This window comes from Paenarthrobacter sp. MSM-2-10-13, assembly GCF_011605365.1.
Classification (GTDB): domain Bacteria; phylum Actinomycetota; class Actinomycetes; order Actinomycetales; family Micrococcaceae; genus Arthrobacter.
Genome location: NZ_JAAOXO010000002.1, coordinates 493571 through 517386 on the forward strand (window position 1 = coordinate 493571; position 23816 = coordinate 517386).

The following is a 23816-nucleotide window of genomic DNA, read 5'->3' on the forward strand; positions in this document are numbered from 1 at the left end:
AAGCGAATCCCATGACCAGCCTGTACAGCATTCCCCTCACCTTCAACGATGGCACCGAAGCAGACTTCGGCCGCTTCGAAGGCCAGGCGGTCCTGGTGGTAAACGTCGCTTCAGAGTGTGGCTTCACGCGCCAGTACGCAGGCCTCGAGGAGTTGTACGGCAAGTACCGCGGCCAGGGCTTGGAGATCCTGGGGGTGCCTTGCAACCAGTTTGGCGGGCAGGAGCCCGGCGCGGACCACGAGATCGCTGAATTCTGCGAACGGAACTTCGGTGTGTCCTTCCCGTTGACCAGCAAAGCCAACGTCCTGGGAAAGCAGCAACATCCCTTGTTCGCGGAGCTGACCCGGGACGAGGATGGGCAGTCGGCCAAGGTCAAGTGGAACTTCGAGAAGTTCGTCATAAACCGCAAGGGAGAACTTGTAGCAAGGTTCCCATCCGCAGTGGAGCCCGACTCCGAATACCTCATGAAAGCAGTGGAAGAGGCGCTGGCATAGACGCCGCTGATCCAGAAGGGAGAAAAGTAATTTTCCAACATTCCGCCGGATGTTAGCCAGTTGTTGGCTTGTTGTCTGGTTGGATTGGGACTACTGGATTGATACGGGAGAAGCCGTCTCCCACCAAACGCTAAGGCGAAGCTATGGAGCTCATCGAGGCCGAATACCCCAAACCAGGTCATGTGCTTTTGCACCTGAGCGATCTTCACCTGGTGGGTGGTCCGGGCACGCTCCACGGCTCGGTGGACAGCTCAGCCAGGCTCCGGGAGATCTGTGAGCAAATCATCGCCTCAAGGATCCGGCCCGAGGCCATCATTTTCACCGGAGACCTTGCCGACAAAGGTGAGTTGGAAGCTTACGAGCACCTCCGCGAAATGATTGAACCCCTGTGTGCGTCACTTGGAGCCAAAGCTATTTGGGCCATGGGCAACCATGACAACCGGGCAAACTTCCGTTCAGCGTTCGCCGACGCCTCTGCAGCCAGCAAGCCCCAGGACCCCGTGGACCGCAGCTACTTCGTCAACGGGCTCCGCATCATTACCCTGGACACCACGGTCCCCGGCCACCACTACGGCGAACTGTCGGAATCGCAGCTGGAGTGGTTGGAAGCTGAATTGGCAACGCCGGCCCCGGACGGCACCATCCTGGCCCTCCACCACCCGCCCGTCCCGTGCGTGCAGGACCTCGCCGTCCTGGTGGAGCTGCGTGGCCAAGCCGCACTGGCCGCCGTCGTGCGTAATACTGACGTCCGCGCCATCCTTGGCGGTCACCTGCATTACTCGACGACGGCGAGCTTCGCCGGCATCCCGGTATCGGTCGCCTCAGCTACGTGTTACACCCAGGACCTGGCGGTGCGTGCCGGCGGACAGCGCGGGCGCGACGGAGCGCAGTCGTACAACATGATCCATGTTTACGAGCACACGATCGTGCATTCAGTGGTCCCGATGTCCGGAGGAGTCACTGTAGGTGAGCCAGTGGATGCCGACGAGGTTCAGCGGCGCTTGGCCGAAGCCGGTATCCGCATTCCGCACGAGTCCCGGGTAGGGGCTCACACATCGCCGGGCACGCACACCTCTTCGCTTCCGATGGTTTCCTCCGGCCCTACTTCTCCCAAGGCGCCTTAACCGGGAAGTACTTCTCCAGGAAGTCGGTCACCAGGTCTGCGCGCTCGTTTGCTTCAACCTCGGGGAAGCTGCCGTCGTTGAGGCAGAAGAAGTCCATGTGGCGCTTTGCCAGGAGCTTGGGCAGATAGTGCAGCCCGGCCCACATGGTGGAGTCCACATACCTGACCTTTGCGCTGGTCTGCGTGACGGCGCGGCCCGTGAGCAGGGCGTAGTAGTGATAGAACGAGTTGGTCACGGAAATGTTGTCCGCGGCCCGGAACCGGCTACCTGCGGTCTTCGCGAACTCGGCCGGGAATTCCTTCTCCATTTGTGCCACCACACTCCTGCGCAGCGGCGCGGCCGTGTGCTCAAGGTGCCGGGTGGTGATTCGGCCAAAGCGCTCCCACAGCAACTTGCGGTTCACACGGGCTGCGTTCTCAAAACCGCTGCGTTCGGCGTCGTTCTCACCCAGGCCGATCCGGGTGTCGGCCTCGATGAACTTGGTGATGCCGCCGGGCGTGAAGAACATGTCAGGACCCACGGGACGGCCAAAGAACATGTCGTCGTTGGAGTACAGGAAGTGCTCCGAGAGGTCCTTGATGTGGTGCAGCTGGCATTCCACGGCCTGGGAATTGTGGGTAGGCAGAACTGAGGGGTCGGCAAAGAATTCCTCGCTCCGGACGATGGTCACCGAAGGGTGGTCGGCCAGCCATTCCGGTGCGGGGGAGTCCGTTGCGATGAAGATCCGCCGGATCCACGGAGCGAACATATGCACTGAGCGCAGCGCGTACTTCAGCTCGTTGATTTGCCGGAAACGGGCTTCGTGGTCATCGCCCTCGCCGAGGACGGCGTCGGCTTGCTGTGCGCGCCTCCTGGCGATGTACTCGGGGTCGCTGCCGTCCACCCACGAGAAAACGATGTCGATGTCGAAATCGATGTCGCTGGCGTGGTCCGCGAACATGTTTTCGATAGTGGGCCAAGACAGGCCATGCCTCTGAACCGTGCCTCGCACCGCGTCCTGACGCAACATGGTGCGGCGGGTCAGGGAGTTCTCCACAGGGAGTTCCAGGTGGTCGCCCTCGAACCTCCACAGCTCAAGCTGTACGCCCAGGGCGGGGCCGTACCAGAGACCGCCGCCGATCTCGACGCGCGGCCGGTACAGGCGGAAGATCCGGGCTTTCCGGTTTGCGGACAGCTCGCCATCTGCAACCAGCACCGAGGTCTTCTTTTTGGCATCCACGGTCATGGAATAGAACGGCTCATTGCGGAAAGCCGAGACCAGCGCCTCCCGGACGTCCTTGCGGGACTCCCAGTCCACGGCAATGACGGGCCGCTCATCATTTCCGCGCACCAGGATGAAGTCGATACCGGCAGCGTCCAAAGCGGCCCGGACAGCCAGGAGATCGGACACCATGGCCTGTTGCGGGGTCAGGTCGTCGTTGACCAGGGCGTACCGCCCGCGGTGACGAACGACGTCGGACCTGTGCTTAAGATGCGCGACGACGGCAGGCGAGATTGCCTCAGCAATCGTGTCCTCTTCGATGGACGGGCTGCCGTGGTAAATCGGATCGACCTGTGCTTGTGTGATGGCTGTATCTCCGGGATCTTTGCGGTGCGGGTTGCTCTGAAACTCTACAACTATGATGCGCTGGAACTTAGATCGAAAGGGCCTCGCGCCAGCTGCGGAGGAATGCGCCGCCGGCGTCGTCGTGGATGACGTCGTCGGCCAGTTCAAGGTCGGCCGCCGTCAGGATGGTGTAGGGCTTGACGGGTATGCCATCTGCCGGCCGGACGTCCACGTGCTTCACATCGTGATCGTTGTGGTGAAGCCAGTCTGCCATGGCGTAGTCCGTACGGGAATCACCCACAGTCCTCCAGGAGAGCGGGGTGATGCCCTGGGCTGCCAGGAGTTCAACGGCCCGGCTGGCCCCGAGGTCCTTGCCCAGGCGGACGGATTCGATGTCCGTGGAGATGATGGTGGGGTCCAGGCGGTAGTCCGCAGTGTCATCGGACTCCGGTGCGTGGTGGTCCAGGATGGCGGCGTTGAGGCCGTGGCGTCCCATGATCTCCAGTGCATCGGCGTCGAAAAGCTTCTGCTCGGCCAGGTAGTCCTTGCTGGCCACGTCCACGTGCTGCTCCACCGAAACCATGGCGCGCTTGGTCTCATCGAAGAACATGTGCGCCGAGTAGTCCTCGGCAACAAGCCGGCGGATATCGTCCCCGTACGCTGCGGGCACGGCGAGCTGGTGGTCCACATGGATGGGACCGGGCCCTTCTGCGGTGTAGCTGAACCAGACGGCGCCCTTCTCGCAGATTGCGTGAATGACAGTGTCAGCCGGCATGCCCGCCGCAATCATGGGCTCCATGACCTGCTCGCTGATAAACGCATCCGAGCGCCCCGTGTTGAAGATGACCGGTATGCCCGCGGCAGCCAGGGCCACCATGTCCGCAATGATGTCCGGCTTGACGTCGCGCGTCACAGGGCTGGCGATGGGACCATCGACGTCCAGCAGCAGCGCCAGCGCGGGCGTCGCACGGGCAGCGGTCCGGTGAGTACCTTGGAGCGGTTGAGTCATGCCCCCATTCTGTCAGTCCCGGAGGTTCCCATCACAGCTATGACTTCTGTGACGCCATGCGAAGGTTAGTCACCTTTTGGCCACAACCTGCCTGTGCTGCGGGTCACAAGTTCCGTTAGCGCGGCATCTTCCATAGGCTTGCAGGGTGATCTTCAAAGCTGTGGGCGAGGGACGCCCGTACCCTGACCATGGATTCTCTGCGCCGCGGGACTGGGCTGCCCTGCCCCCGCGGCCCATCCGCCTCGATGAATTGGTGACCACCAAACGGACCTTGGACCTGGAGGCGCTGTTGGCTGAGGACTCAACGTTCTTCGGTGATTTGTTCCCGCACGTGGTCCAGTATCAAGGGGTCATGTACCTCGAAGACGGACTTCACAGAGCCGTCCGAACCGCGCTTCACCAAAGGACGGCCATTCACGCGCGTGTATTGGTAATCGATGGCTAGCAAGGGCAGGCGTCCCAAAGATGTGACGCAACTCCATGGACACCGGGTAGTCACAGGGCCCGAACTTCGGGCGACCTTTGCCGAGGACGAGCTGGCGCACAAAGGCCGCTTCCGGCGGAGGCTGTTCCATGGAATTGTCCTTGTCCTGTTGGTGGGTGTCATAGCTGCCGGCGCGGTGGGTGCGTGGGCGATCATGAACGGTGTGGTCAAGGTTCCCAGCGCCATCGCCAGCAAAGCTCCCATTAGCCTGTGTCCCACCACCACGTTCGACTACGTCCCGAACGAGACCGTGACGCTCAACGTCTTCAATGCCACCTCACGCGGAGGGCTGGCCGGCACAGTGGCAGAACAGTTCACGGCCCGCGGCTACAAGGTGGCCTCGGTGGACAACAGCGATACCGCCTATTCGGGCATTGGCGTGGTGGTCTCGGGCGTCAAAGGCCAGGCCGCGGCGTTCAATATTCAGCGGAACCTTGCAGGAACGGATTACTTCGAGGACAACCGTGAGGACGAGTCCGTGGACGTGATCCTCACGCCGGGCTTCGAAGGTTTGGTGGAGCCACAGTTGGTGGACCAGACACCGGGCACGCTGGAGTGCCCGCGGGAGGACCTGCGGATCGCTGACAACTCCAAGTGGCCCATTATTCCGACGCTTCCGGCGGGTCAGTAGTTAGCCAGCCAGGGCGTCGTGGGCTGGCGCTTCGAGCCTGACGGGCCTGCCGGCGTCGTCGAACCGGGCACCGGCGCCCAACTGAATGAAACGCACCGTTTGTGCCGTATGAAGTTCAACAGCTGAGTGAGGCTCGACGTCGGAGGCCGGCGACGGCGCGGGAGTCTCGCCGTCGGGCGTTCGGTTGCGGCGTGCGGCGCTGGCTGAGAGCGTTCCGAGAATGAGCCGCGCCAACTGCTCGACGTCGACGTCCGGCAGATAGCCCTGCCGGACTCCGTCCTGGAGGATGTCCTGCAACAGTACGTTGAGATCTCCCACGTGGTCGGCCAGCTTGGCGAAGGACCCGGGGGAGAGGACTGCAGCCATGGCCGGGCCAGGGGGCAGATGGCGTCGGCTGAGATCCTCCACCTGGGCGCGGACGTAAAGGGCAAGGCGGTCAACCGGGTTTTCCAGCGCGGCCAGTGAATCGCGGAGGTCCACAATGAAGCGCTCGGTCTCGTCCAAGGCATACGCGATGAGCAGTTGCTCCATGTCCGCGTAGTAGTTGTAGACAGCCGTGCGTCCCACGCCGGCGTGGCGCGCAACGTCGGTCATGGTGAGGCCGGGGAGTCCATGGGTGAAGAGGAGCTCTCCAAAGGCGGTGAGAATCCGACGTTGGGTCGCGGCGCGTTGGGCAGCATTCGTGGCGGCCGTGATCCTTGGCATACAGACACTTTACCGCGATCTGTCACTAAGAGCGGTGAAGCGTTGACATCAACTGTGCGCAGAAGCCTGTGCCGTGGTGCGGCGGAGGACCAGATGCGGTGTCCGGACCACGCTGCCCGGTGACTGTGTCCCCTCGATTCGGTCTACCGCCCGGCCAACGGCGGCGGCAGCAAGGAGCGGAGCGTCCTGGCTGACAGAGGACAATTGCACGTAACTTAGCCTGGCGAAGTGACTGTCGTCGTAACCGAGTATGGAGACATCCGCGGGAATGCTGATCCCCGCGGCCTTGAAGCTTTCCATTACTCCCAGCGCCTGCCTGTCATTGAAGGCGATGACAGCCGTGGGCAGATCCGCCTGAAGGATCTGCCCCGCACCCATGCCGTCCTCCTCGCCGGGGCCGCCTGGAATAATCACAGGTTGCAGGCCGTGCCGGATCATTTCGGTACAGTACGTCTCCCGACGTTTGTCCGACGAGACGGCAGAGCCACCGTCCACATGAACGATCCGTCGATGGCCAAGGCTCACCAGGTGGTCCACGGCTATCGAGATGCCGGCGTAATCATCACTGCTGACCGAGTCCACAGAATCGCCTACGTCGTCGCGTAGCAAGCTCACAACCGGCACTTGGCGGGCGTGCAGTGCCAGGTCTTCCGCGCTGAGGGTGGGAGCGATGATGATCAGCGCCTCCGCACCTACATCCAGCAAAGTCTCGATGGCGCGGGCCTCGGGCCTGCCGTTGGCCACTGCGCTCAGTGCTATTTCATAGCCTCTGGACGAGGCTTCGGCATACGCGGCATCCACGATTTCGGCATGAAAAGGCTGTGAACTGGAAAAGATGAGGCCCAGGAGTTTGGTTCGGCTGCTTCGCAGCAGCCTGGCCCGGGAGTCCGCGCGATATCCGAGTTGGCGGGCCGTCTCCAAGACTTTTTGCCGCGTTGATTCCGCCGCGCCGGGTGCACCCCGCATCACGATGGAAACAAGTGCGCGTGAGACACCGGCGGCCTCGGCTACGTCCATCAGGGTGGGGCGGCGCTGCGGTTCGGACATATTTTCCTCCAAGTTTGTTCAGTGTATAGAACGATCTAGACGCAGTGCGAATCGCATGCCACTATGGATCGACTAGAACGATCTAGAAGAATTCTTTAGGAGCAACCATGGGTTACCTTCAACATCCGGTCAGAGAAGACCGACCGGTTCGTATTGGTCTGATTGGAGCGGGCTGGATTGGGACTTTCCACGCTGAATCCGTGGCGCAACGCATCCCCTCAGCCCGGCTTGAAGCAATCGCCGATCCCGCTCTTCCCGCCGTCGAGGCATTGGCGGGCCGCCTGGGTGTGGGCAAGATCAGCATCGACGCCGAGGATGTACTGAACGATCCGGACGTGGATGCTGTCCTCATCTCCGCTCCGGCGCGGTTTCATTCCGGGCTGATCGCGGCAGCAGCGCGGGCAGGTAAGCATGCCTTCTGTGAAAAGCCGGGAGGCCGAACGGTGGAAGAGCTTGATGCGGCCCTGGAAGCAGCACACGCCGCAGGCGTGGTTGTCCAGTTCGGTTTCAACCGCCGCTACGCGAATGACTTCGCTGCCGCCCGGCGACTCATCGATGCCGGCGCCGTAGGGACCCCGCAACTGCTTCGGTCCTTGACCCGCGATCCAGGCAGCCCGGACGGGATCGCCAACCCGGAACGGATTCCGCCGGGCACCATCTTCCTTGAAACACTCATCCACGACTTCGACACCCTGAACTGGTTGAACCCGGGCGCTGTCCCTGTTCGCGTTCATGCTGTGGCTGACGCGCTGGTGGCTCCTGAAGCGAAAGAGGGTGGCCTGTTGGATACCGCCGTGGTCACCGTGACCTACAGCAACGGGGCCATTGCCGTGGCCGAGGCCAACTTCAACGCGCTTTACGGCTATGACGTGCGGGGAGAAGTTTTTGGCTCTGCCGGAATGGTGACGGCGGGAGGCCCCCAGGCCACCACGGCCACAAGCTACACCGCCGCCGGTATCAATGCGGCCACCGTCCGCCTGAACGTTGACCTCTTCCATGATGCGTACACAGCCGAACTCGCCCACTTTGTGGAGTCGGTGAAGGCTCACCGCGACGGCATCCAGGCCTCCGCCGCCCAGGACTCCGCTGCTCCCAAAGCTCCCGGTGGAATCGATGCGCGGAACGCCCTTGCCGTGGCCCTTGCCGCCACCCGTTCAGCCCAAACCGGGTTGCCGGTTGATGTGGCAGATATTGCCGTCCTTAGCCCAGCGGAACCCGCGCTGCAAAGGGTGGGGGATAAAGCATGAGCTTCCGCCTGGCCGCCTGCGCTGAGATGCTCTACGGCGAACTGCCGTTGATAGAGCGTGTGAAGAGAATTCATGAGCAAGGCTTCGAGGTGGAGTTGTGGGACACCCGGGGACGGGACATCGCGGCCCTGGCAGCAACGGGCGCCCGGTTCTCTTCGATGAGCGGTTACTTTGGCGGTAGCCTCACTGACCCCGGTAGCGCAGATGAAGTACTGGCATCGGCGGAGAAACTGATTCCTGTCGCGCTTGAACTTGGTATCCAGCGCATGGTGGTCCACCCCGCAGAACTCGGAGAAGGCGGCCGGGCTGTCCGCCCAGTTCACAGGTCTACCGGCGAAATGTGGCTGACGGGCCGGAGCACGCTCGAACGTCTGGCGGATTTGGGGGAGAATCACGGTGTGGTCTTCGCCTTGGAAAACCTGAACACCATCCTGGACCATCCCGGAATCCCTTTGGCCCGCGCCAAAGACACCTTGGCGCTGGTGGCGGCGGTGAACCACCCCAACGTCAGGATGATGCTGGATCTCTATCACGCCCAAATTGGTGAGGGGAACCTCATTGAACTCGTCCGGGCCGCATTGCCTTGGGTAGGAGAAATACAGGTAGCCGACGTCCCCGGCCGCTGTGAACCCGGCACCGGGGAAATCAACTACACCGGTGTGGCATCAGCCCTGAAGAAGGCCGGATACGAGGGCGTGGTGGGTCTGGAGGCGAATGCCGCGGGAGGATCCGGCCTGGAAGCAGGGGACACCGCGCTGGCGGCCTTCCGTGCGGCCTTTGAAAGCTAGCTGGGTGCGGCCAGCGCATCCGTCCGAGATGACGGCGTGAGCTTTTGCGTTGACGCCCGCGGGCGCCAGTCCTCTGCGTCCGCGGGCCAAAACTCGCGTAGCATCAAGGAAAACCGGTCAACAGCAGCGCCGGCCAACAGCAGCTAGGGGGCGTCTTGCGCGCAACGGTCAAGGACGTAGCGCGCCGTGCGGGGGTCTCGCCCAAAACGGTTTCGAATGTGATGAATGGGATCGTGCCTGTCAGTGGCCCCACACGGCTCAGGGTTGAGCAGGCCATGGCTGAGCTGGATTACGTCCCCAACCTTTCGGCACGCGGACTGCGGAACGGGCGCTCAGGGGTCATTGGGCTGGCGTTGCCGGACCTGGCCACTCCGTTTTCCGCAGAGATTGCCCAAAGCATTGTGGAGATTGCCCACGAGCAAGGCTTTAGCGTGCAGATCGAGGAAACGGGCTCGGATCCACAGCGTGAGCAGGAGTTGATGACACGTGCGCGGGCCAACCTCATCGACGGCCTGATCCTCAATCCCGTGGTCCTGGATGAGAGTGCCGTGAAAGTTGGCATTGCACTGCCTCCTGTAGTCCTGCTCGGTGAGGTGTCCCAGCAGTTGGCTGACCGGGTGTTTGTGGACAGCTTCGCAGCCGCGCGGGACATGACCCTGGCGCTCGCCAGCTCCGGACGGCGGCGTATCGCCGTGCTGGGCACCACCCAGGGGCGCGGATCCGCGGCGGCCCTTCAGCGTACCCAGGGGTATGAAGCGGCTCTGGACAGCCTCGGGATTCCGCGCGATGAATCGCTGATGATCCCGTGCGAAAAGTGGACGCCGGAAACCGCCGCGAAAGCCCTGGGTGCTTATCTGGAAGCGAATCCCGTTCCCGAAGCATTGTTCTGCTTCACGGATTCCATGGCAATTGGTGCGCTGAACGTGCTCTGGAAGCGGGGCTTGCGGGTTCCGGAGGACATTGCGGTAGCGGGCTTTGATGACATAGCCGATGGCCGCTACGCCGTTCCTTCGCTGACCACGGTCTCTTTCGACAAGCGCACCATCGCCAGCGAGGCACTACGTCTGCTGACAGAGCGCATGGCGGACAGGGGCTCCGCGCAGCGCGTGGTCAGCGTTGAATACACCATCGTCGAACGGGACAGCACCCGCTCCTAGGGGGACGCTCCGCAAGGATGAGTCGAGAGTCATCCATCAAATTGTGCGCGCTAACAATTTTCTCTTGCCCTGCCTATTACATCGATGTAATGTGAGACCTGCGTCACCCTGGGGCCAACCTTAACTCCAGAGCGGGGACGCGCCGGAGCCGGAATTCCATGCAGTAGCAGTGCAGCAACGCACTCCAGTAAACGCACCACAGCAGTGACCTTTCAGCGGACCCATCCAAAGGAGTGACGGGTGAAGCAGTTTGAATCTTTGACCGGGAAACAGTTGTCCCGGAGACAATTAATGACAGGGTCAGCCCTCCTTGGCGGCGGCCTCCTGGCGGCAGGCCTCACGGGCTGCGGAGGTGCAGCACAGGCCGCGGCGGTTCAGGACATCGGGTTTTGGCACCTCCTTTCCGGCGGTGACGGCATCAAGATGCAGGCCATGATCAACGCCGCCAACCAGGCCAATCCAGGATTCAAGGTGCACCCCACCGTGCTTGCCTGGGGTCCGCCGTACTACACCAAACTGGCCATGGCATCGGCGGGAGGTCGCCCACCGGAGGTGGCCATCATGCACGCCAGCCGGGTTCCCGGGTATGCGCCAGGTGGACTCATTGAGCCGTGGGACCTGGACCTGCTGGCGGAAAACGGAGTCACCGCTGCGGACTTTGCCCCCAGGATCTGGGAAAAGAGCCAGCACAACGGCAAGGTCTTCTCCATCGCACTGGACTCCCACCCGTTCGTGATGTTCTACAACACGGATATAGCAGGAAAAGCGGGCGTACTGGCTGCCAACGGTCAGCTTCAGGAGGTCAGCTCGCCCTACGAGTTCAAAGCCATGGCCTTGGAAATGCAGAAGGTTACCAAGGCCCATGGCCTGTCCTTCGGCTACCTTGGCAGTGGTTCGCAGATGTGGAGACTGTTCTACACCCTCTACAAGCAGCACGGCGTTGACATGGAACTGACACCGGGTCAGCCCATGAAGGTGGACCGGGAAGCGGCTATTGAGTCGCTGGAATTCATGGCGTCCCTCTTTGACGACACCATCGCAGCCCAGGCCGGGGATATCAGCACGGGCATCGCGGAGTTTGCCCGCGGAGGATCGGGCATGCTGTTCAGCGGTGTGTGGGAGCTGCCCACCATGAAAAAAGCCGGCATCCCCGTCGATGCGGCCACCATACCCACCCTCTACGGAACACCCGCGTCCTACGCGGACTCACACTCCTTTGTCCTCCCGCGCCAACTGAAGCTCAACGAGGACAAGCGCAGGGACGTCTACAAATTCGTCACCGATGTGCTCAAAGGATCGCTGTCCTGGGCTGAAGCCGGACACATCCCCGGCTATCAGCCCGTGGTCCAGTCACAGGCCTACCGCGAGCTCACGCCCCAGATTCACTACGCCAACGCGGCGGACATCATCGCCTACGATCCCGAATCCTGGTTCAGCGGTTCGGGCTCGGACTGGCAAACCTACTTCGCGGAGAACGTCCAGAACGTCCTTCTGGGAAGGGACAAAGCAGCTGCAGGATGGGATGCCTTCGAACAACGCACCAACACCCTCCTCTCCCGCCCCAACCCGGTTTAACCGGCCCCCGTACCGAGCGACCAAAGGAGTTCTTGAATGAGTACCTCTACGCTGTCCCGGCCCAGGCCGGAGAATCTACGCAAACCCGGCAGCCGCACCCGAAGCAACCTGAGCGGCTGGGGATTCGCCGCTCCGTTCCTTGTTTTCTTCCTTGCTTTCCTGGTCTGGCCCATTCTCTACGGCTTCTACATGAGCCTCACGGGCAAGTCCCTCACTGGAGCGAACGACAGCCTCATCGGCTTCGCGAACTACGCCGAAGCTCTGGCCGACGCCGATATGTGGCGTTCCTTGGGCAACACCCTCTACTTCACGGTGATCAGCACCGTCCCATTGGTCCTCGTCGCGCTGGTCATGGCCGCGTTGCTCAATATCGGGCTACCCGCGCAGTGGCTGTGGCGCCTGTCCTACTTTGCGCCCTATCTCTTGGCATCAACCGTGGTGAGCCTGTTCTTCACCTGGATGTACAACCCTCAACTAGGCCTGATCAACGAGTTCCTCACGGGCATCGGTCTCCCCAGGGTTGCTTGGCTCAATGATCCCAACGTAGCTATGTGGGCGATCGTCATCGCCACTCTCTGGTGGACCGTGGGCTTCAACTTCCTGCTGTACCTGGCCGCGATGCAGAATATTCCGGCCCAACACTATGAGGCAGCATCGCTGGACGGTGCGGGCGCGTGGCGTCAATTCTTCTCCATCACCCTGCCGCAGCTCACTCCCACCACGGTGATGATTGTGCTGTTGCAGATCCTGGCGTCACTGAAGATTTTCGATCAGGTGTACCAGATGACCGCGGGTGGCCCCGGTGGATCCACACGGCCAGTGGTCCAGTACATCTTTGAAACCGGGTTCACCGGTTACCGGCTGGGTTACTCGGCAGCCATCTCCTACATCTTCTTCGGACTGATCGTGGTCATCTCGGTCATGCAGTTCGTCATCACCCGCCGCAGGAGTGCATAACCATGGCAACCCCTACCCTGACCCGTCCCGCACCACATGCCACAACCGCAGATAGCCTCACAATCCGCCAGCCGCGCAAGAAGCTGACGGTCGGCAGGATCGCCGCCATCGTCGTTGCTGCCTTCATCGCAGTGCTGTGGCTGATTCCCTTCGCATGGGCCACGGCCACCGCTTTCAAAACCGAAACGGACGCCGCAGCTCCGGACGTGACCTGGCTGCCGCCGTCGGGATTTACACCCGAAGCGTTCGTGAAGGTGTTCCAGGACGGCAACATCCCGCTGTGGACCTGGAACTCGCTCTACACATCCGCGGCCATTACGGCCATCACACTGGTGATCTCGGCACTGGTGGCCTACGCGCTTTCCAGGATCGACTTCAGGGGCAAGAAGGTGCTGATGACCGTGATCATCGCGTCCATCATCATCCCGCCGCCCGTCTTGATCATTCCGCTGTTCTACCAAATGCTGGCGCTGAACTTGATCGATACCTCGTGGGCCATCATCCTGCCGCAGGTCATCCACCCCGCCATGGTGTTCGTGCTCAAGAAATTCTTCGACCAGATCCCGCGCGAACTCGAAGAAGCGGCCGTCATGGACGGTGCCAGCCGCTTGCGGATCTTCACCCAGATCATCCTGCCGTTGTCCCGGCCCATCCTGGCCGCCGTCGCGATCTTCGTGTTCATCGGCGCGTGGAACAACTTCCTGTGGCCGTTCATCGCCACCAACGACGGCAACCTCCTGACACTCCCGGTCGGATTGCAGACCATCAAGAGCGCCTACGGCATCCAGTACGCGCAGAACATGGCGTCCGCATTGCTCGCGGCGCTCCCGCTCATCCTCGTCTTCCTGTTCTTCCAGCGCCAAATCATCAAAGGCGTCGCGACGACGGGACTCGCCGGAACCTGACCGGCACCTTCCACTTATCAACAGTTTCGATACACAACCAAGGAGATACATGTCCCGCGCACGCATCACCCTCGACCGCGACTTCACCATTGGCGAGGTACCCCGACGACTTTTCGGCTCCTTCGTGGAGCACATGGGCCGCTGTGTTTACACCGGAATCTACGAGCCCGGCCACCCGGAGGCCGACCAGAACGGTTTCCGCCAGGACGTCATGAAGCTCGTGAAGGAACTTGGCGCCACCGTCATCCGGTACCCCGGCGGCAACTTCGTCTCGGGCTACAACTGGGAAGACGGGGTGGGCCCGCGTGAAAACCGGCCCCGCAGGCTGGACGGAGCCTGGCACACCGTGGAGACCAATGCATTCGGCCTTCACGAGTTTGTGGACTGGTCCAAGCAAGCCGGCACGGAAATCATGGAAGCCATCAACCTGGGCACCCGGGGCGTGAACGCGGCCCGCGAGATCGTGGAATACGCCAACCACCCCGGCGGAACTTACCTGTCCGATCTCCGCGCCAAGAACGGGCACAAGGACCCGTTCAACATCAAGCTCTGGTGCCTGGGCAATGAGCTGGACGGGCCCTGGCAGATCGGCCACAAGACCGCCGACGAGTATGGCCGCCTGGCCCAGGAAGCCGCCAAGGCCATGAGGTTTGTGGATCCTTCCCTTGAACTGGTGGCCTGCGGAAGCTCCAGCTCTTCGATGCCGACGTTCGGCGCGTGGGAACAGACCGTCCTCACGCACACCTACGACGAAGTGGATTACGTGTCCCTTCACGCCTACTACCAGGAGCACGACGGCGACGTCGGCAGCTTCCTGGCCTCCGCCGTCGACACCGATTACTTCATCGAGTCAGTGATCGCCACCGCGGATGCCGTGCGCGCGAAGGGCAAGCACAAGAAGCACATCAACCTGTCCTTCGACGAGTGGAACGTTTGGTACCAGCGAGGCCTGGACACCGAGGACCAGCCGCACAACGTGGCCAAGGCAGGCTGGCGTGAGCACCCCCGCGTGATCGAGGACAAGTACAACGTCACCGATGCCGTGGTGGTGGGGACACTGCTCAACTCGCTGCTGCGCCACGGTGACCGTGTCAAGATCGCCAACCAGGCACAACTGGTCAACGTCATTGCTCCGATCCTTTCGGAGGAGAACGGCCCGGCGTGGAAGCAGACGATCTTCCACCCGTTCGCACGCATGGCCGAGCTCGCCAAGGGCCAGATCCTGCGGCTCGCGGTGGACTCGGACAAGTACTCGAATGCGCGGTTTGGCGACACAGACCTGGTGGACGTCAGCGCTACGTGGAATGAGGAAACGGGCCGGGTGGCACTGTTCTTCGCCAACCGCGGGCTGGAGGAAGCTGCCGACGTCGAGGTTGCCTTGCGCGGTTTCGATGCCCGGCAGGTGCTCCGCGCAGAGGTCCTGGAGATCCCCGCGGGTGGCGACCGCTTCACCATCAACAGCCAGGACCAGCAGAGCCGTGTTGGCCTGACGGCTCTGGAAGGTGTGAAGGCGACCGGCTCCGAACTGCGCCTGACGCTACCCGCATTGTCCTGGGCCGTCGTCGAGCTTGATGTGGTGAAAGGCTAGCCGGGTTAACGCACGACGGCGGGTGGCTGGCTAGATTGCGCAGCCGTCAGGGCCGCAGGCCTCGGCGTCGGAAGCGCCTACCGGGATGAGCGGATTGGCTTCCTGCCACGCCTGGTTCAAGGCCTGGCTGAAAAGATCGGCAGGCTGGGCGCCGGAGATGCCGTACTTGCGATCGATCACGAAGAACGGCACCCCGGTGACGCCAATGGCGCGGGCCTCGTTGATGTCCTGATTGACCTCATCCGCGTACTTGTCTGAGGTGAAGAGCTCAGCCACTTCGTCTTCCGGGAGGTCCAGCGCGGCACCGAGTTCCGTGAGGTACTCCTTGCTGCCGATGTCCTTGCCGTGCTCAAAGTGATCGCTGAGCAGCTGTTCCTTGGCCGCATCCTGGCGTCCGTGGGCAGCGGCAAGGTGAATGAGGCGGTGGGCGGTGAAGCTGTTGGCCACCACCACCTTTTCGAAGTGGTAGTCCAGGCCCTCGCCCTTGGCGGTCTCCGTGACGTGAGCGAACATTTGCTTGACCTGCTCGGGAGCCATGCCTTTGCGCTTGCTCAGGTAATCAAGCTCCGTACCGTCATAGTGCTCCGGGATTGAGGGGTCCAGCTGGTAGCTCTTCCACTCAATGTCCACGGAATCGCGGTGCGGGAACTGTGCCAAGGCGGTCTCGAAACGGCGTTTGCCGATGTAGCACCACGGGCACGCGACGTCTGACCAGATCTCAATCTTCATGCTCTCTGCAACCCTGAGCGCCGCCCACACATTCCATACACGGCTGTTATTTTCCTCACCCGTTGTTGTTGCAGGCCAAGGCAAATAGTCTGTGTAAAGGGTTATGTAGCCAGCCCTTGGAATGGGGGTTTTGCGCGGAGGCACCAGCATGCGCATCGGACTCATTGTTGGCCCTTGGTTTACCGTGCCGCCCGAAAAGTACGGCGGAACTGAGCGTGTAGTAGATGCCTTGGCACGGGCGTTCGTGGATGCGGGACACGAGGTACTGCTTGCAACGGCAGCGGACAGCACGTGCCCGGTGCCCCAGCTTCCGGGCTTTGGGCCCAGTGAGCCGGAAGAAGTCGGCCTCACACTGAGCGAGCTGGGCCATGTCATCAGGGCCTATCGGGACATGGGCGATGTGGACATCATCCACGATCACACCCTGGCCGGCCCCCTCTACTCCCACCGGCCGCAGGATGTGCCCGTAGTGACCACCATCCACGGGCAGCTCTCACCACGGGCGGCAACCCTGTACCGGGACATGGCACAAGACACCGCCATCATCGCCATCTCCCACGATCAGTGCAGCAGGGTCCAGGACCTGGAAATCTCGGCGGTCATCCATCACGGGATCGACCTCTCCGCGGTGAGTCCCGGCCGCGGCGCCGGGGGATACCTGTGTTTCGTGGGACGGATGTGCCCGGATAAAGGACTCATGGAGGCGGTGCGTATTGCCCGGGCAGCGGATGTCCCCCTGCGGATCGCAGCCAAGATGCACGCACCGGATGAACTTGCCTACTTCCATGACGTGGTGCAGCCTTCCTTGGCTTCCAACGAGGAGTTCTTGGGCGAACTCCCGGATCCGGAGAAATACGAGTTGATGGGCGACGCGATGGCCCTGCTCAACCCCATCCAGTGGCACGAACCCTTTGGGCTGGTCATGATCGAAGCCCTGGCCACGGGAACCCCCGTCCTGGCCACACCCATCGGGTCAGCTCCGGAAATCGTCAGGAATGGTGTCACCGGTTTTGTGGCGTCCACGGGAAAATTGGTGGAGTGTGTTGGCCGCATCCCGGACCTGGACCGTGAGGCTTGCAGACGCTCCGTGGAAGAATCCTTCAGCGCGCAACGCATGGCAGCGGACCACGTTGACTTTTACGCGAAGGTCATTGAACAATTCCGCGCCGGACCTCTTCCCGGCGGGGACGTATTGCAAGAGAATCGGAGGCAAGCCCTCCAAGGCTACCCACCCTCAAGGAAAACTCCGGAGGAGGCCCGCCGGCCATGACTGCCTGGAACGAAGAGACTGAAGCCGGGGCGTCCGAGCTGGGCGCCGTTACGGTCGTCGAAGGTTCATCGTTCTGTATTTCCTCGCATTCCGGTGACATTCACGGAGGCGGTTCCCAAGGTGCCTACTATCAGGACACGCGGATAGTGTCGCGTTGGATCCTGCGGGTCAACGGCGCGTTGCGGGAGCCGTTGACTACCCGCAATCCCACCGCTTTCCAGGCTGAGTACGTTGGCAGGGCCTGCTCGGCAGACGGCAGGTTCGACAGCCCGCTGGTGGTCCAGCACCAAAGGCACGTGGGGGCCGGCCTGCGGGACGACATCACCATCATGAACTATTCGAGCCAGGACGCGCCGTGCGAGATTGAACTGCTGATCGACGCCGACCTCGCTGATCTCTTCGACGTCAAGGGCGGCCGTACCAACAAAGCCGGCAACCCTGTGAAGAAGGCCCACAGGAAAGAACTGCACATCGATTCCCTCCACTCCAGCGGGCAACGCCGGGGTGTGTCGTTCCGGGCCTCAGGCGCCAAGGTTTCCGATGATGGGCTACGGTTCCACGTCACCATTCCTGCCCGCAGCCAGTGGTCCACCAGCATCATCGCCCTTCCCCTGGTCAACGGAAAAGGACCTAGCGACCCCTTTACCGAAACCACGCCGCTGCACCACACGCCGGGCGTTCGCCGCCACGTCGCATGGGAAGAGCATGTTCCCCGGATTGCCGTGACGGACGCCAACGTAGAGGAAGTCCTGGAAAGGAGCCAGCGTGATTTGGGCTCGTTGCGGATCTTCGACCCCGCACACCCAGGCCGCGCCGCCGTAGCCGCGGGTGCGCCGTGGTTCATGGCACTGTTTGGGCGTGACTCGCTCCTTGCCTCCTATATGTCGCTCATGGTGGATCCCAACCTGGCGGCCGGAACCCTGCAGACCCTGGCCACGCTCCAAGGGACCAAGGTTGATATCGACTCCGAGGAAGAGCCGGGACGCATGCCCCACGAGGTGCGACTCGGGGTCACAGCAGGGCTCGCCCTGGGAGGGACCGCCTACTACGGAACCGCGGACGCGACGCCCCTGTTCGTCTCAACGCTCGGTGAGCTCAGCCGGTGGGGCCTCGGCACGGACATCATCGAATCCCTCCTCCCGCACGCTGACCGCGCCATCGAATGGATGGAGCAGTACGGGGACCGCGACGGCGACGGCTTCATCGAGTACCAACGGCCCAACCAGCACGGCTTGGTGAACCAGGGCTGGAAGGACTCCTGGGACGGCATCAACTTCGCCGACGGCCGCATGGCAGAGACGCCCATAGCCCTCTGCGAAGTTCAGGCCTACGCCTACGCGGCCTACGTGGGACGGTCCCTGCTGGCGCGGGCAGCGGGGGACTCCGCCGTCGAACGCCGATGCGCGGACCGCGCCGAAGCGCTGAAAGCCGCCTTCAACGAAGCCTTCTGGCTCCCGGAGCGGGGCTATTTTGCCCTGGCGCTGGACAAGGACAAGAAGCCCGTGGACTCCTGCACCTCCAACATGGGGCACTGCCTCTGGGTGGGCATCGTGGATGAGGACAAGGCCCCATTGGTGGCGGAGCGGCTGATGTCCCCTGAGATGTTCACGGGCTGGGGCATCCGGACTCTGGGGTCCGACATGGGCGCGTACAACCCAGTCAGCTACCACAACGGCTCCGTGTGGCCCCACGACACCGCGCTCGTCGCCACAGGACTGATGCGGTACGGCTTCGTGAAGGAAGCCAGCCGGGTTGCGAGCGGACTGTTCGACGCCGCCGAGTACTTTGGCGGGCAACTTCCGGAGCTTTTCTGCGGCTTTGACCGTGGCGACTTTTCGGAGCCGGTTCCGTATCCGACGGCGTGTTCCCCGCAAGCGTGGGCGGCTGCGGCGCCGGTCCAACTCGCCCGGATCCTGCTGCGGTTCGACCCCGACTTCACCCGGAACGTGCTGCATCTGGCGCCGATCCTGCCGGACGCTTATGGGTCGTTCCGCGCGGACAACGTGCTGCTGGGGCGCTCGCGGATCACCGTGCAAGCCTCCGGTTCGTCCGGTACCGTAAGCGGGCTTCCGGCAGGGCTCGAACTGCGCTCAGACCCTCGGCCGCCGCTGACGGGGGACTTGTTCGGCTAGAGCTCGTTTTCCATGACGAAGTCATGCTCCACGGTGTTGCCGAGCTTGAAAGATTTTGTGCCTACCCGCTGGAAACCGCTCTTCTCGTAGAAGCGGATGGCTTTCGCGTTCTCGCTGTTCACGCCCAGCCACACCCCGGCTGCGCCCTTGTCAGCAGCATTCGCCAACGAGGCCCTGATGAGTTCTGATGCTGCGCCCTTGCCGTGGTGGTCCGGGTGGACGTAGCACTTGCTCAGCTCGGTGGAGGGGAGCGCGGACAAGACGGATGCGACGTCGGGGTCGCTGGTCGGCTTGGCAATCAGCATGGTGTACCCGTTGAGCTGCCCGTCGTCGTCGATCACCAGGATGGTGATTTTCGCGTCGGCGAGGTAGTCCTCAAAGTTGTCTTCGCTCAGGGTCTTTTCAATGTGGGCCTGGATGTCCGCCGGTGAGGCGCCCGGCGGGCAGGCCAGCGGGAAGGTGATGGCGGCAAGCTCAGCCAGCTTCCCGGCGTCGTGCGTTGTTGCGGTGCGGATGGTTTCAGTCACGTGAGTCCCCCTTGCGAGTTTTTGGACAGCTAATGCCCCCAAGAACGAATCTTAAGGGCATTAGCTGTACGAAAAAGTCCTGTTACTCCGCCTTGACCGCCAGCACCGGGCAGTCCGCCTCCAGCAGGATCCGTTGGGACACGCTGCCCATGATGAGCTTGCCCACTGGGCTGCGGCGGCGAAGGCCGATCACAATCAGGCTGGCGTCATTTTCGTCGGCGGCGTCCAGGACCTCGGCCGCTGCGTCATGGCCGCGGACCGGCTGCTTGATGATGTGCTGGATTCCATGGTCCGCCAGCCGCTCCTCGATGCTTTGGATATCCGGTTCCTGGGCGTACCGGTTATCCACCAGGGCGTCGCCCTTGGAGGAGTTGATGACCAGCAGGGTGTCGTTGCTCTTCTCGGCCTCGGCAATGGCTTGTGTCAGTGCCGCTTCGCCTTCCGGTGTGGGGACGTATCCCACCACGATGGTCATGGTTTCTCCTTGGTGTATTTGTAGTTGAAAGGGCGGCTGGCCTTGACAGGCGCCAGGCTAGCCGTCGCCATCACCGTCCGCCGTTCCGTCCGCGCGGTGGCTGCCGTGGCTTATGCCGCCGGCTTCCCTCGGGACAGTCGCCCCGGAATTCCCCGGGATCACGGTGGCTGGCATTGGCCGATTGCGTCGGATGAGCTTGTAGATGAACGGCCAGGCCAGGATGATCGCCACGATGATGTAGACCACGATCGCGATGGGTTCGCTGAAGAGGCCTGCGGGGTCGCCCGCGCTCAGTTGCAGCGTCTTGCGGAGCTGGCCTTCGATGCGCGGGCCAAGGATGACGCCGAGGATTAGCGGCAGGACCGGGAGCCCGAAGCGCCGCATCATGAAGCCCAGGGCGCCCAGTACCAGCAGGATCACCAGGTCGAAAGCCTGCAGATTGACCGAGTAGGCGCCCAGCGTGGCAAAGAACAGGATGCCTGCGTAGAGGTATGGGCGGGGGAGTTGCAGCAGCTTGGCCCAGACCGGCGCCAGGGGCAGGTTGATGAGCAGGAGCAGGAAATTGCCGATGAACAGGCTGGCGATGAGTGCCCAGACCAGGGGGCCTTGGCTGGAGAACAGCTGCGGGCCCGGCTGGATTCCGTAGGACGTAAAGGCAGCGAGCATCACGGCAGCCGTTGCGTTGGTGGGCAGGCCCAGGGCAAGCATGGGGGTCAGTGTTCCGGCAGCGGCGGCGTTGTTTGCCGCTTCCGGTCCGGCGACGCCCTCAATAGCGCCCTTGCCGAACTCCTCGGGGTGTTTGCTGAGCCGCTTCTCGGTGACGTAAGAGAGGAACGTAGGAATTTCCGCGCCGCCAGCTGGAAGGGCGCCAAACGGGAAGCCGAAGGCAGTGCCGCGAAGCCAAGGCTTCCAGGAACGCTGCCAGTCGTTCTTGCCCATCCATGGGCGGCCAACGGGAATGACGTGCAGCGGGGTCCGGCGCAGGTGGGCGGCAACCCAGAGCGCTTCACCCACGGCGAAGATGGCAACAGCCACCACCACAATGTCCAGGCCGTCCACCAGCAGGGGCTGGCCGAACGTCAGGCGCCGCTGGCCGGTCACGGAGTCGATTCCCACCAGGCCGATTGCAAGGCCAAGAGCCAGTGAAGCGAAGCCGCGGAGTCTTGAGGAACCAAGGACTGCGGTGACGGCAAGGAGGGCCAGAATCATGATCGCGAAGTAGCTGGGAGCGCCCAGGCTGACGGCGAATTGCACCACAATAGGTGCGAAGACGGCCAGCAGGGCAGTGCCGATGGTACCGGCAATGAAGGAACCGATGGCCGCAGTGGCAAGCGCCTGCGCGGCCCTGCCCGCCTTGGCCATCTTGTTGCCTTCGATGGCCGTCACCACCGACGACGATTCTCCCGGTGTGTTGAGGAGGATGGAGGTGGTGGAACCGCCGAACATGCCGCCGTAGTAGATACCGGCGAACATGATGAAGGCACTGGTGGGCTCCAACGCAGCGGTCACCGGCAGGAGCAAAGCCACAGTCATGGCCGGGCCAAGTCCGGGAAGGACGCCGACGGCGGTGCCCAAGAGGACGCCGATTACGGCGAACAAGAGGTTCATGGGGGTCAGGGCGGTGGCGAAACCGTCCATCAAGGAGGACCAGACGTCCATTAGAGGATTCCTTCCAGGAGCCCGGCCGGCAGTGCGATGCCCAGGCCGAGGTAGAAACCGTAGAAGGTCAGCAGGGCCAGGGCGACAGAAATGAGGCCGTCACGAATGTAGCGGCGGCTGCCCAGTGCCAGCACGCTGCCCCAGAAGAGCACCGTTCCGGAAATGACCCAGCCGGCCCAGTCGATGAGCAGGATATTCAGGATGAAAGCTCCTGCCAGGGGAAGGACAGTCTTCCAATCTGCAGAGTGGGCGAGGTCCACGTCTTCGCCGCCTTCGGCTTCACCCTTGCCGCCCCGGAGGACGTTGATGGCAAGGAGGACGGCGCAAATAATCAAGAGTCCGGAAACAATGAACGGAACAGTCTTCGGACCCACCGGGTCCGACTGGGAGTACGGGGTCACCAGGCCGTTCGCATCCAGGAAGACCAGGACGCCCACCGCGCCGAGCAGGAGGGCTACCCCCAGCTCGGCGCGGCCTTTAAGGCCTGTGGCTAAGGAGCTCACGCCAACCCGAGCTTGGTGAGGACGTCCGCCACCCGCTTGTCCTGGTCAGTCAGGAACGTCTTGAACTCGTCACCGGTAACGAACGCATCGGACCAGCTGTGGGTCTTGAGAGCTTCCTTCCAGCCAGCGGATGCGTGCATCTTCTCAAGGGCGGCGATCAGGGACTTCTTGTCGTCCTCGCTGATGCCCGGAGGGGCCACAACGCCACGCCAGTTGGTGAAGACCAGGTCAATGTTGGATTCCTTCAGTGTGGGAGCGTCCACACCGTCCAGGCGGTTCTCGCCACTGGTGGCCAGTACGCGGATCTCACCGGACTTGATCTGCTGCAGGTACTCGCCGGCACCTGAAGCGGCGAAGCCGAGCTTGTTACCGAGGATGGCCGGCAAAAGGTCGCCACCGCCGTCGTAGGAAACAAAGTTGACCTTTGTGGCGTCAATGCCAACAGCGCCGGCCAACTGCATCGGCAGGAGGTGGTCCGGACCGCCGGGAGAGGAGCCGCCGCCAACCGAGATGGAAGCAGGATCGGCTTTCCATGCCTTCACCAAATCATCAATGGTCTTGTACGGGGAGTCTTTGCCCACCATGATGGCGCCCGGTTCCTCGATGAGCTTTGCCAGTGGCGTGGTTTCGGTCAGCTTGGACTCGGACTTGTTGGTGTAGCTCGCCCCAACAACGCCCAGGCCCATGAGCATGGTGAGATCACCGTTGCCCTTCTCGTTGACGATGCGGGCCAAGCCCACGGTGCCGCCCGCACCGGCAAGGTTGAAGACCTCGGTGTTGGTGGAGATTTTCTCGTCGTCCAGGACCTTCGCAGCTGCACGCGCCGTGGTGTCGTAGCCACCGCCGGGGGTGTTGGGAACCATGATCTGGAGGCCGGTGATGGGTCCTGCTGCGCCGGTGCTGTCAGAACTGGTGGACTTGCCGGTGGCACCGCAGCCGGTGGCCATCAGGGCGATGCCGGCGGCGACGGCGGCGACTCGCAATGCGCGGATCTGGCGCATGGTGTTCCTCTTCTCATCATCGAAAATTCAGTGCAGGGCGATCAGCGTTGTGCCCCGTTGATTTGATGCTAGGTCCGTAAGTGACAGGGATCACTCTTGTGTTCGCAGTGATCTTTAAGTTCATTGCGTTCACGGTTTTTGACGGTCTGAGCTGGCCTTCTGTACCACTGGGGTCTTCTGTGCCGCTGGGGTATAGTTCCGATACGCCAGGGGGAGCAGTTGCCCGCACCCCGCTCACAGGCGCCACCAAAGGAACCCAGCAG

23 protein-coding genes are annotated in these 23816 nt (G+C 62.5%); 13 read left to right on the forward strand and 10 right to left on the reverse strand.

Annotated features, from left to right (window positions below; genetic code table 11):
• Positions 1 to 11: 11 nt before the first annotated feature.
• A complete protein-coding gene (locus tag HAV21_RS08145; RefSeq protein WP_166841323.1) occupies positions 12 to 494 on the forward strand; it encodes a glutathione peroxidase in 483 nt (160 codons plus the stop codon).
• A 143-nt stretch (positions 495 to 637) separates the two neighbouring features.
• Positions 638 to 1618 (forward strand): phosphodiesterase, encoded by a 981-nt coding sequence (locus HAV21_RS08150; RefSeq protein WP_166841324.1) that lies wholly within the window; start codon positions 638 to 640, stop codon positions 1616 to 1618.
• Here the strand turns inward: HAV21_RS08150 and HAV21_RS08155 are convergent.
• A complete protein-coding gene (locus HAV21_RS08155; RefSeq protein ID WP_223942584.1) occupies positions 1596 to 3140 on the reverse strand; it encodes a stealth family protein in 1545 nt (514 codons plus the stop codon). The genes HAV21_RS08150 and HAV21_RS08155 overlap by 23 nt on opposite strands.
• Positions 3141 to 3252: 112 nt before the next feature.
• Positions 3253 to 4173, reverse strand: coding sequence for a hypothetical protein (locus tag HAV21_RS08160; RefSeq protein ID WP_166841325.1), 921 nt, complete (start codon positions 4171 to 4173; stop codon positions 3253 to 3255).
• 145 nt (positions 4174 to 4318) lie between these two features.
• On the opposite strand from HAV21_RS08160, the gene HAV21_RS08165 reads away from it, so the two are divergent.
• Both HAV21_RS08165 and HAV21_RS08170 read left to right on the forward strand, forming a co-directional pair.
• On the forward strand, positions 4319 to 4618 hold the full coding sequence (locus HAV21_RS08165; protein ID WP_024819465.1) for a type II toxin-antitoxin system VapB family antitoxin: 300 nt from the start codon (positions 4319 to 4321) through the stop codon (positions 4616 to 4618).
• Between the two features lie 22 nt (positions 4619 to 4640).
• The gene (locus HAV21_RS08170; protein ID WP_142936742.1) at positions 4641 to 5288 is read left to right on the forward strand and encodes a LytR C-terminal domain-containing protein; all 648 of its coding nucleotides are present in this window, start codon (positions 4641 to 4643) and stop codon (positions 5286 to 5288) included.
• Here HAV21_RS08170 and HAV21_RS08175 read toward each other — a convergent pair whose 3' ends face one another.
• On the reverse strand, positions 5289 to 5993 hold the full coding sequence (locus HAV21_RS08175; protein ID WP_166841326.1) for a TetR/AcrR family transcriptional regulator: 705 nt from the start codon (positions 5991 to 5993) through the stop codon (positions 5289 to 5291).
• Positions 5994 to 6041: 48 nt separating this feature from the next.
• Positions 6042 to 7040, reverse strand: a complete 999-nt coding sequence (locus HAV21_RS08180; protein WP_142936740.1) for a LacI family DNA-binding transcriptional regulator — start codon at positions 7038 to 7040, stop codon at positions 6042 to 6044.
• Between the two features lie 107 nt (positions 7041 to 7147).
• Here HAV21_RS08180 and HAV21_RS08185 point away from each other — a divergent pair, with 107 nt between their 5' ends.
• The 7 genes from HAV21_RS08185 to HAV21_RS08215 all read left to right on the forward strand — a co-directional run bounded on the left by HAV21_RS08185 (position 7148) and on the right by HAV21_RS08215 (position 15257).
• Positions 7148 to 8287 (forward strand): Gfo/Idh/MocA family oxidoreductase, encoded by a 1140-nt coding sequence (locus HAV21_RS08185; protein ID WP_166841327.1) that lies wholly within the window; start codon positions 7148 to 7150, stop codon positions 8285 to 8287.
• The gene (locus tag HAV21_RS08190; protein WP_166841328.1) at positions 8284 to 9075 is read left to right on the forward strand and encodes a TIM barrel protein; all 792 of its coding nucleotides are present in this window, start codon (positions 8284 to 8286) and stop codon (positions 9073 to 9075) included. Before HAV21_RS08185 ends, HAV21_RS08190 begins: the two co-directional genes overlap by 4 nt.
• A 155-nt stretch (positions 9076 to 9230) precedes the next feature.
• Positions 9231 to 10232 carry a LacI family DNA-binding transcriptional regulator gene (locus tag HAV21_RS08195; protein WP_166841329.1) on the forward strand — a complete coding sequence of 334 codons (1002 nt, stop codon included), beginning with the start codon at positions 9231 to 9233 and terminating at the stop codon, positions 10230 to 10232.
• Between the two features lie 240 nt (positions 10233 to 10472).
• Entirely contained in the window at positions 10473 to 11807 is a 1335-nt protein-coding gene (locus HAV21_RS08200) for an extracellular solute-binding protein (protein ID WP_166841330.1), read from the forward strand.
• A 36-nt stretch (positions 11808 to 11843) separates the two neighbouring features.
• Positions 11844 to 12764: a sugar ABC transporter permease gene (locus HAV21_RS08205; RefSeq protein ID WP_142936735.1), complete on the forward strand. Its 921-nt coding sequence runs from the start codon at positions 11844 to 11846 to the stop codon at positions 12762 to 12764.
• 2 nt (positions 12765 to 12766) lie between these two features.
• Positions 12767 to 13669: a carbohydrate ABC transporter permease gene (locus HAV21_RS08210; protein WP_142936734.1), complete on the forward strand. Its 903-nt coding sequence runs from the start codon at positions 12767 to 12769 to the stop codon at positions 13667 to 13669.
• Positions 13670 to 13718: 49 nt separating this feature from the next.
• Entirely contained in the window at positions 13719 to 15257 is a 1539-nt protein-coding gene (locus HAV21_RS08215; protein ID WP_166841331.1) for an alpha-N-arabinofuranosidase, read from the forward strand.
• A gap of 30 nt (positions 15258 to 15287) precedes the next feature.
• On the opposite strand, the gene HAV21_RS08220 is transcribed toward HAV21_RS08215, so the two are convergent.
• Positions 15288 to 15986, reverse strand: a complete 699-nt coding sequence (locus HAV21_RS08220; protein WP_166841332.1) for a DsbA family oxidoreductase — start codon at positions 15984 to 15986, stop codon at positions 15288 to 15290.
• Between the two features lie 148 nt (positions 15987 to 16134).
• Between HAV21_RS08220 and HAV21_RS08225 the strand changes: the two genes are divergently transcribed.
• Together HAV21_RS08225 and HAV21_RS08230 are read left to right on the forward strand one after the other, a co-directional pair.
• The gene (locus HAV21_RS08225; RefSeq protein ID WP_166841333.1) at positions 16135 to 17256 is read left to right on the forward strand and encodes a glycosyltransferase family 4 protein; all 1122 of its coding nucleotides are present in this window, start codon (positions 16135 to 16137) and stop codon (positions 17254 to 17256) included.
• Positions 17253 to 19388, forward strand: a complete 2136-nt coding sequence (locus HAV21_RS08230) for an amylo-alpha-1,6-glucosidase (protein WP_166841334.1) — start codon at positions 17253 to 17255, stop codon at positions 19386 to 19388. Before HAV21_RS08225 ends, HAV21_RS08230 begins: the two co-directional genes overlap by 4 nt.
• Here HAV21_RS08230 and HAV21_RS08235 read toward each other — a convergent pair.
• From HAV21_RS08235 to HAV21_RS08255, 5 genes are all read right to left on the reverse strand, one after another.
• Positions 19385 to 19915: a GNAT family N-acetyltransferase gene (locus tag HAV21_RS08235; protein WP_166841335.1), complete on the reverse strand. Its 531-nt coding sequence runs from the start codon at positions 19913 to 19915 to the stop codon at positions 19385 to 19387. The two genes, HAV21_RS08230 and HAV21_RS08235, sit on opposite strands and share 4 nt — an antisense overlap.
• Positions 19916 to 19997: 82 nt before the next feature.
• Positions 19998 to 20390 carry a universal stress protein gene (locus tag HAV21_RS08240; RefSeq protein ID WP_166841336.1) on the reverse strand — a complete coding sequence of 131 codons (393 nt, stop codon included), beginning with the start codon at positions 20388 to 20390 and terminating at the stop codon, positions 19998 to 20000.
• 57 nt (positions 20391 to 20447) lie between these two features.
• Positions 20448 to 22049, reverse strand: coding sequence for a tripartite tricarboxylate transporter permease (locus tag HAV21_RS08245; RefSeq protein WP_166841337.1), 1602 nt, complete (start codon positions 22047 to 22049; stop codon positions 20448 to 20450).
• The gene (locus HAV21_RS08250; protein WP_166841338.1) at positions 22049 to 22552 is read right to left on the reverse strand and encodes a tripartite tricarboxylate transporter TctB family protein; all 504 of its coding nucleotides are present in this window, start codon (positions 22550 to 22552) and stop codon (positions 22049 to 22051) included. Before HAV21_RS08250 ends, HAV21_RS08245 begins: the two co-directional genes overlap by 1 nt.
• On the reverse strand, positions 22549 to 23553 hold the full coding sequence (locus tag HAV21_RS08255; protein ID WP_142936725.1) for a tripartite tricarboxylate transporter substrate-binding protein: 1005 nt from the start codon (positions 23551 to 23553) through the stop codon (positions 22549 to 22551). The genes HAV21_RS08250 and HAV21_RS08255 overlap by 4 nt, the downstream gene beginning before the upstream one ends.
• Positions 23554 to 23816: the final 263 nt, after the last annotated feature.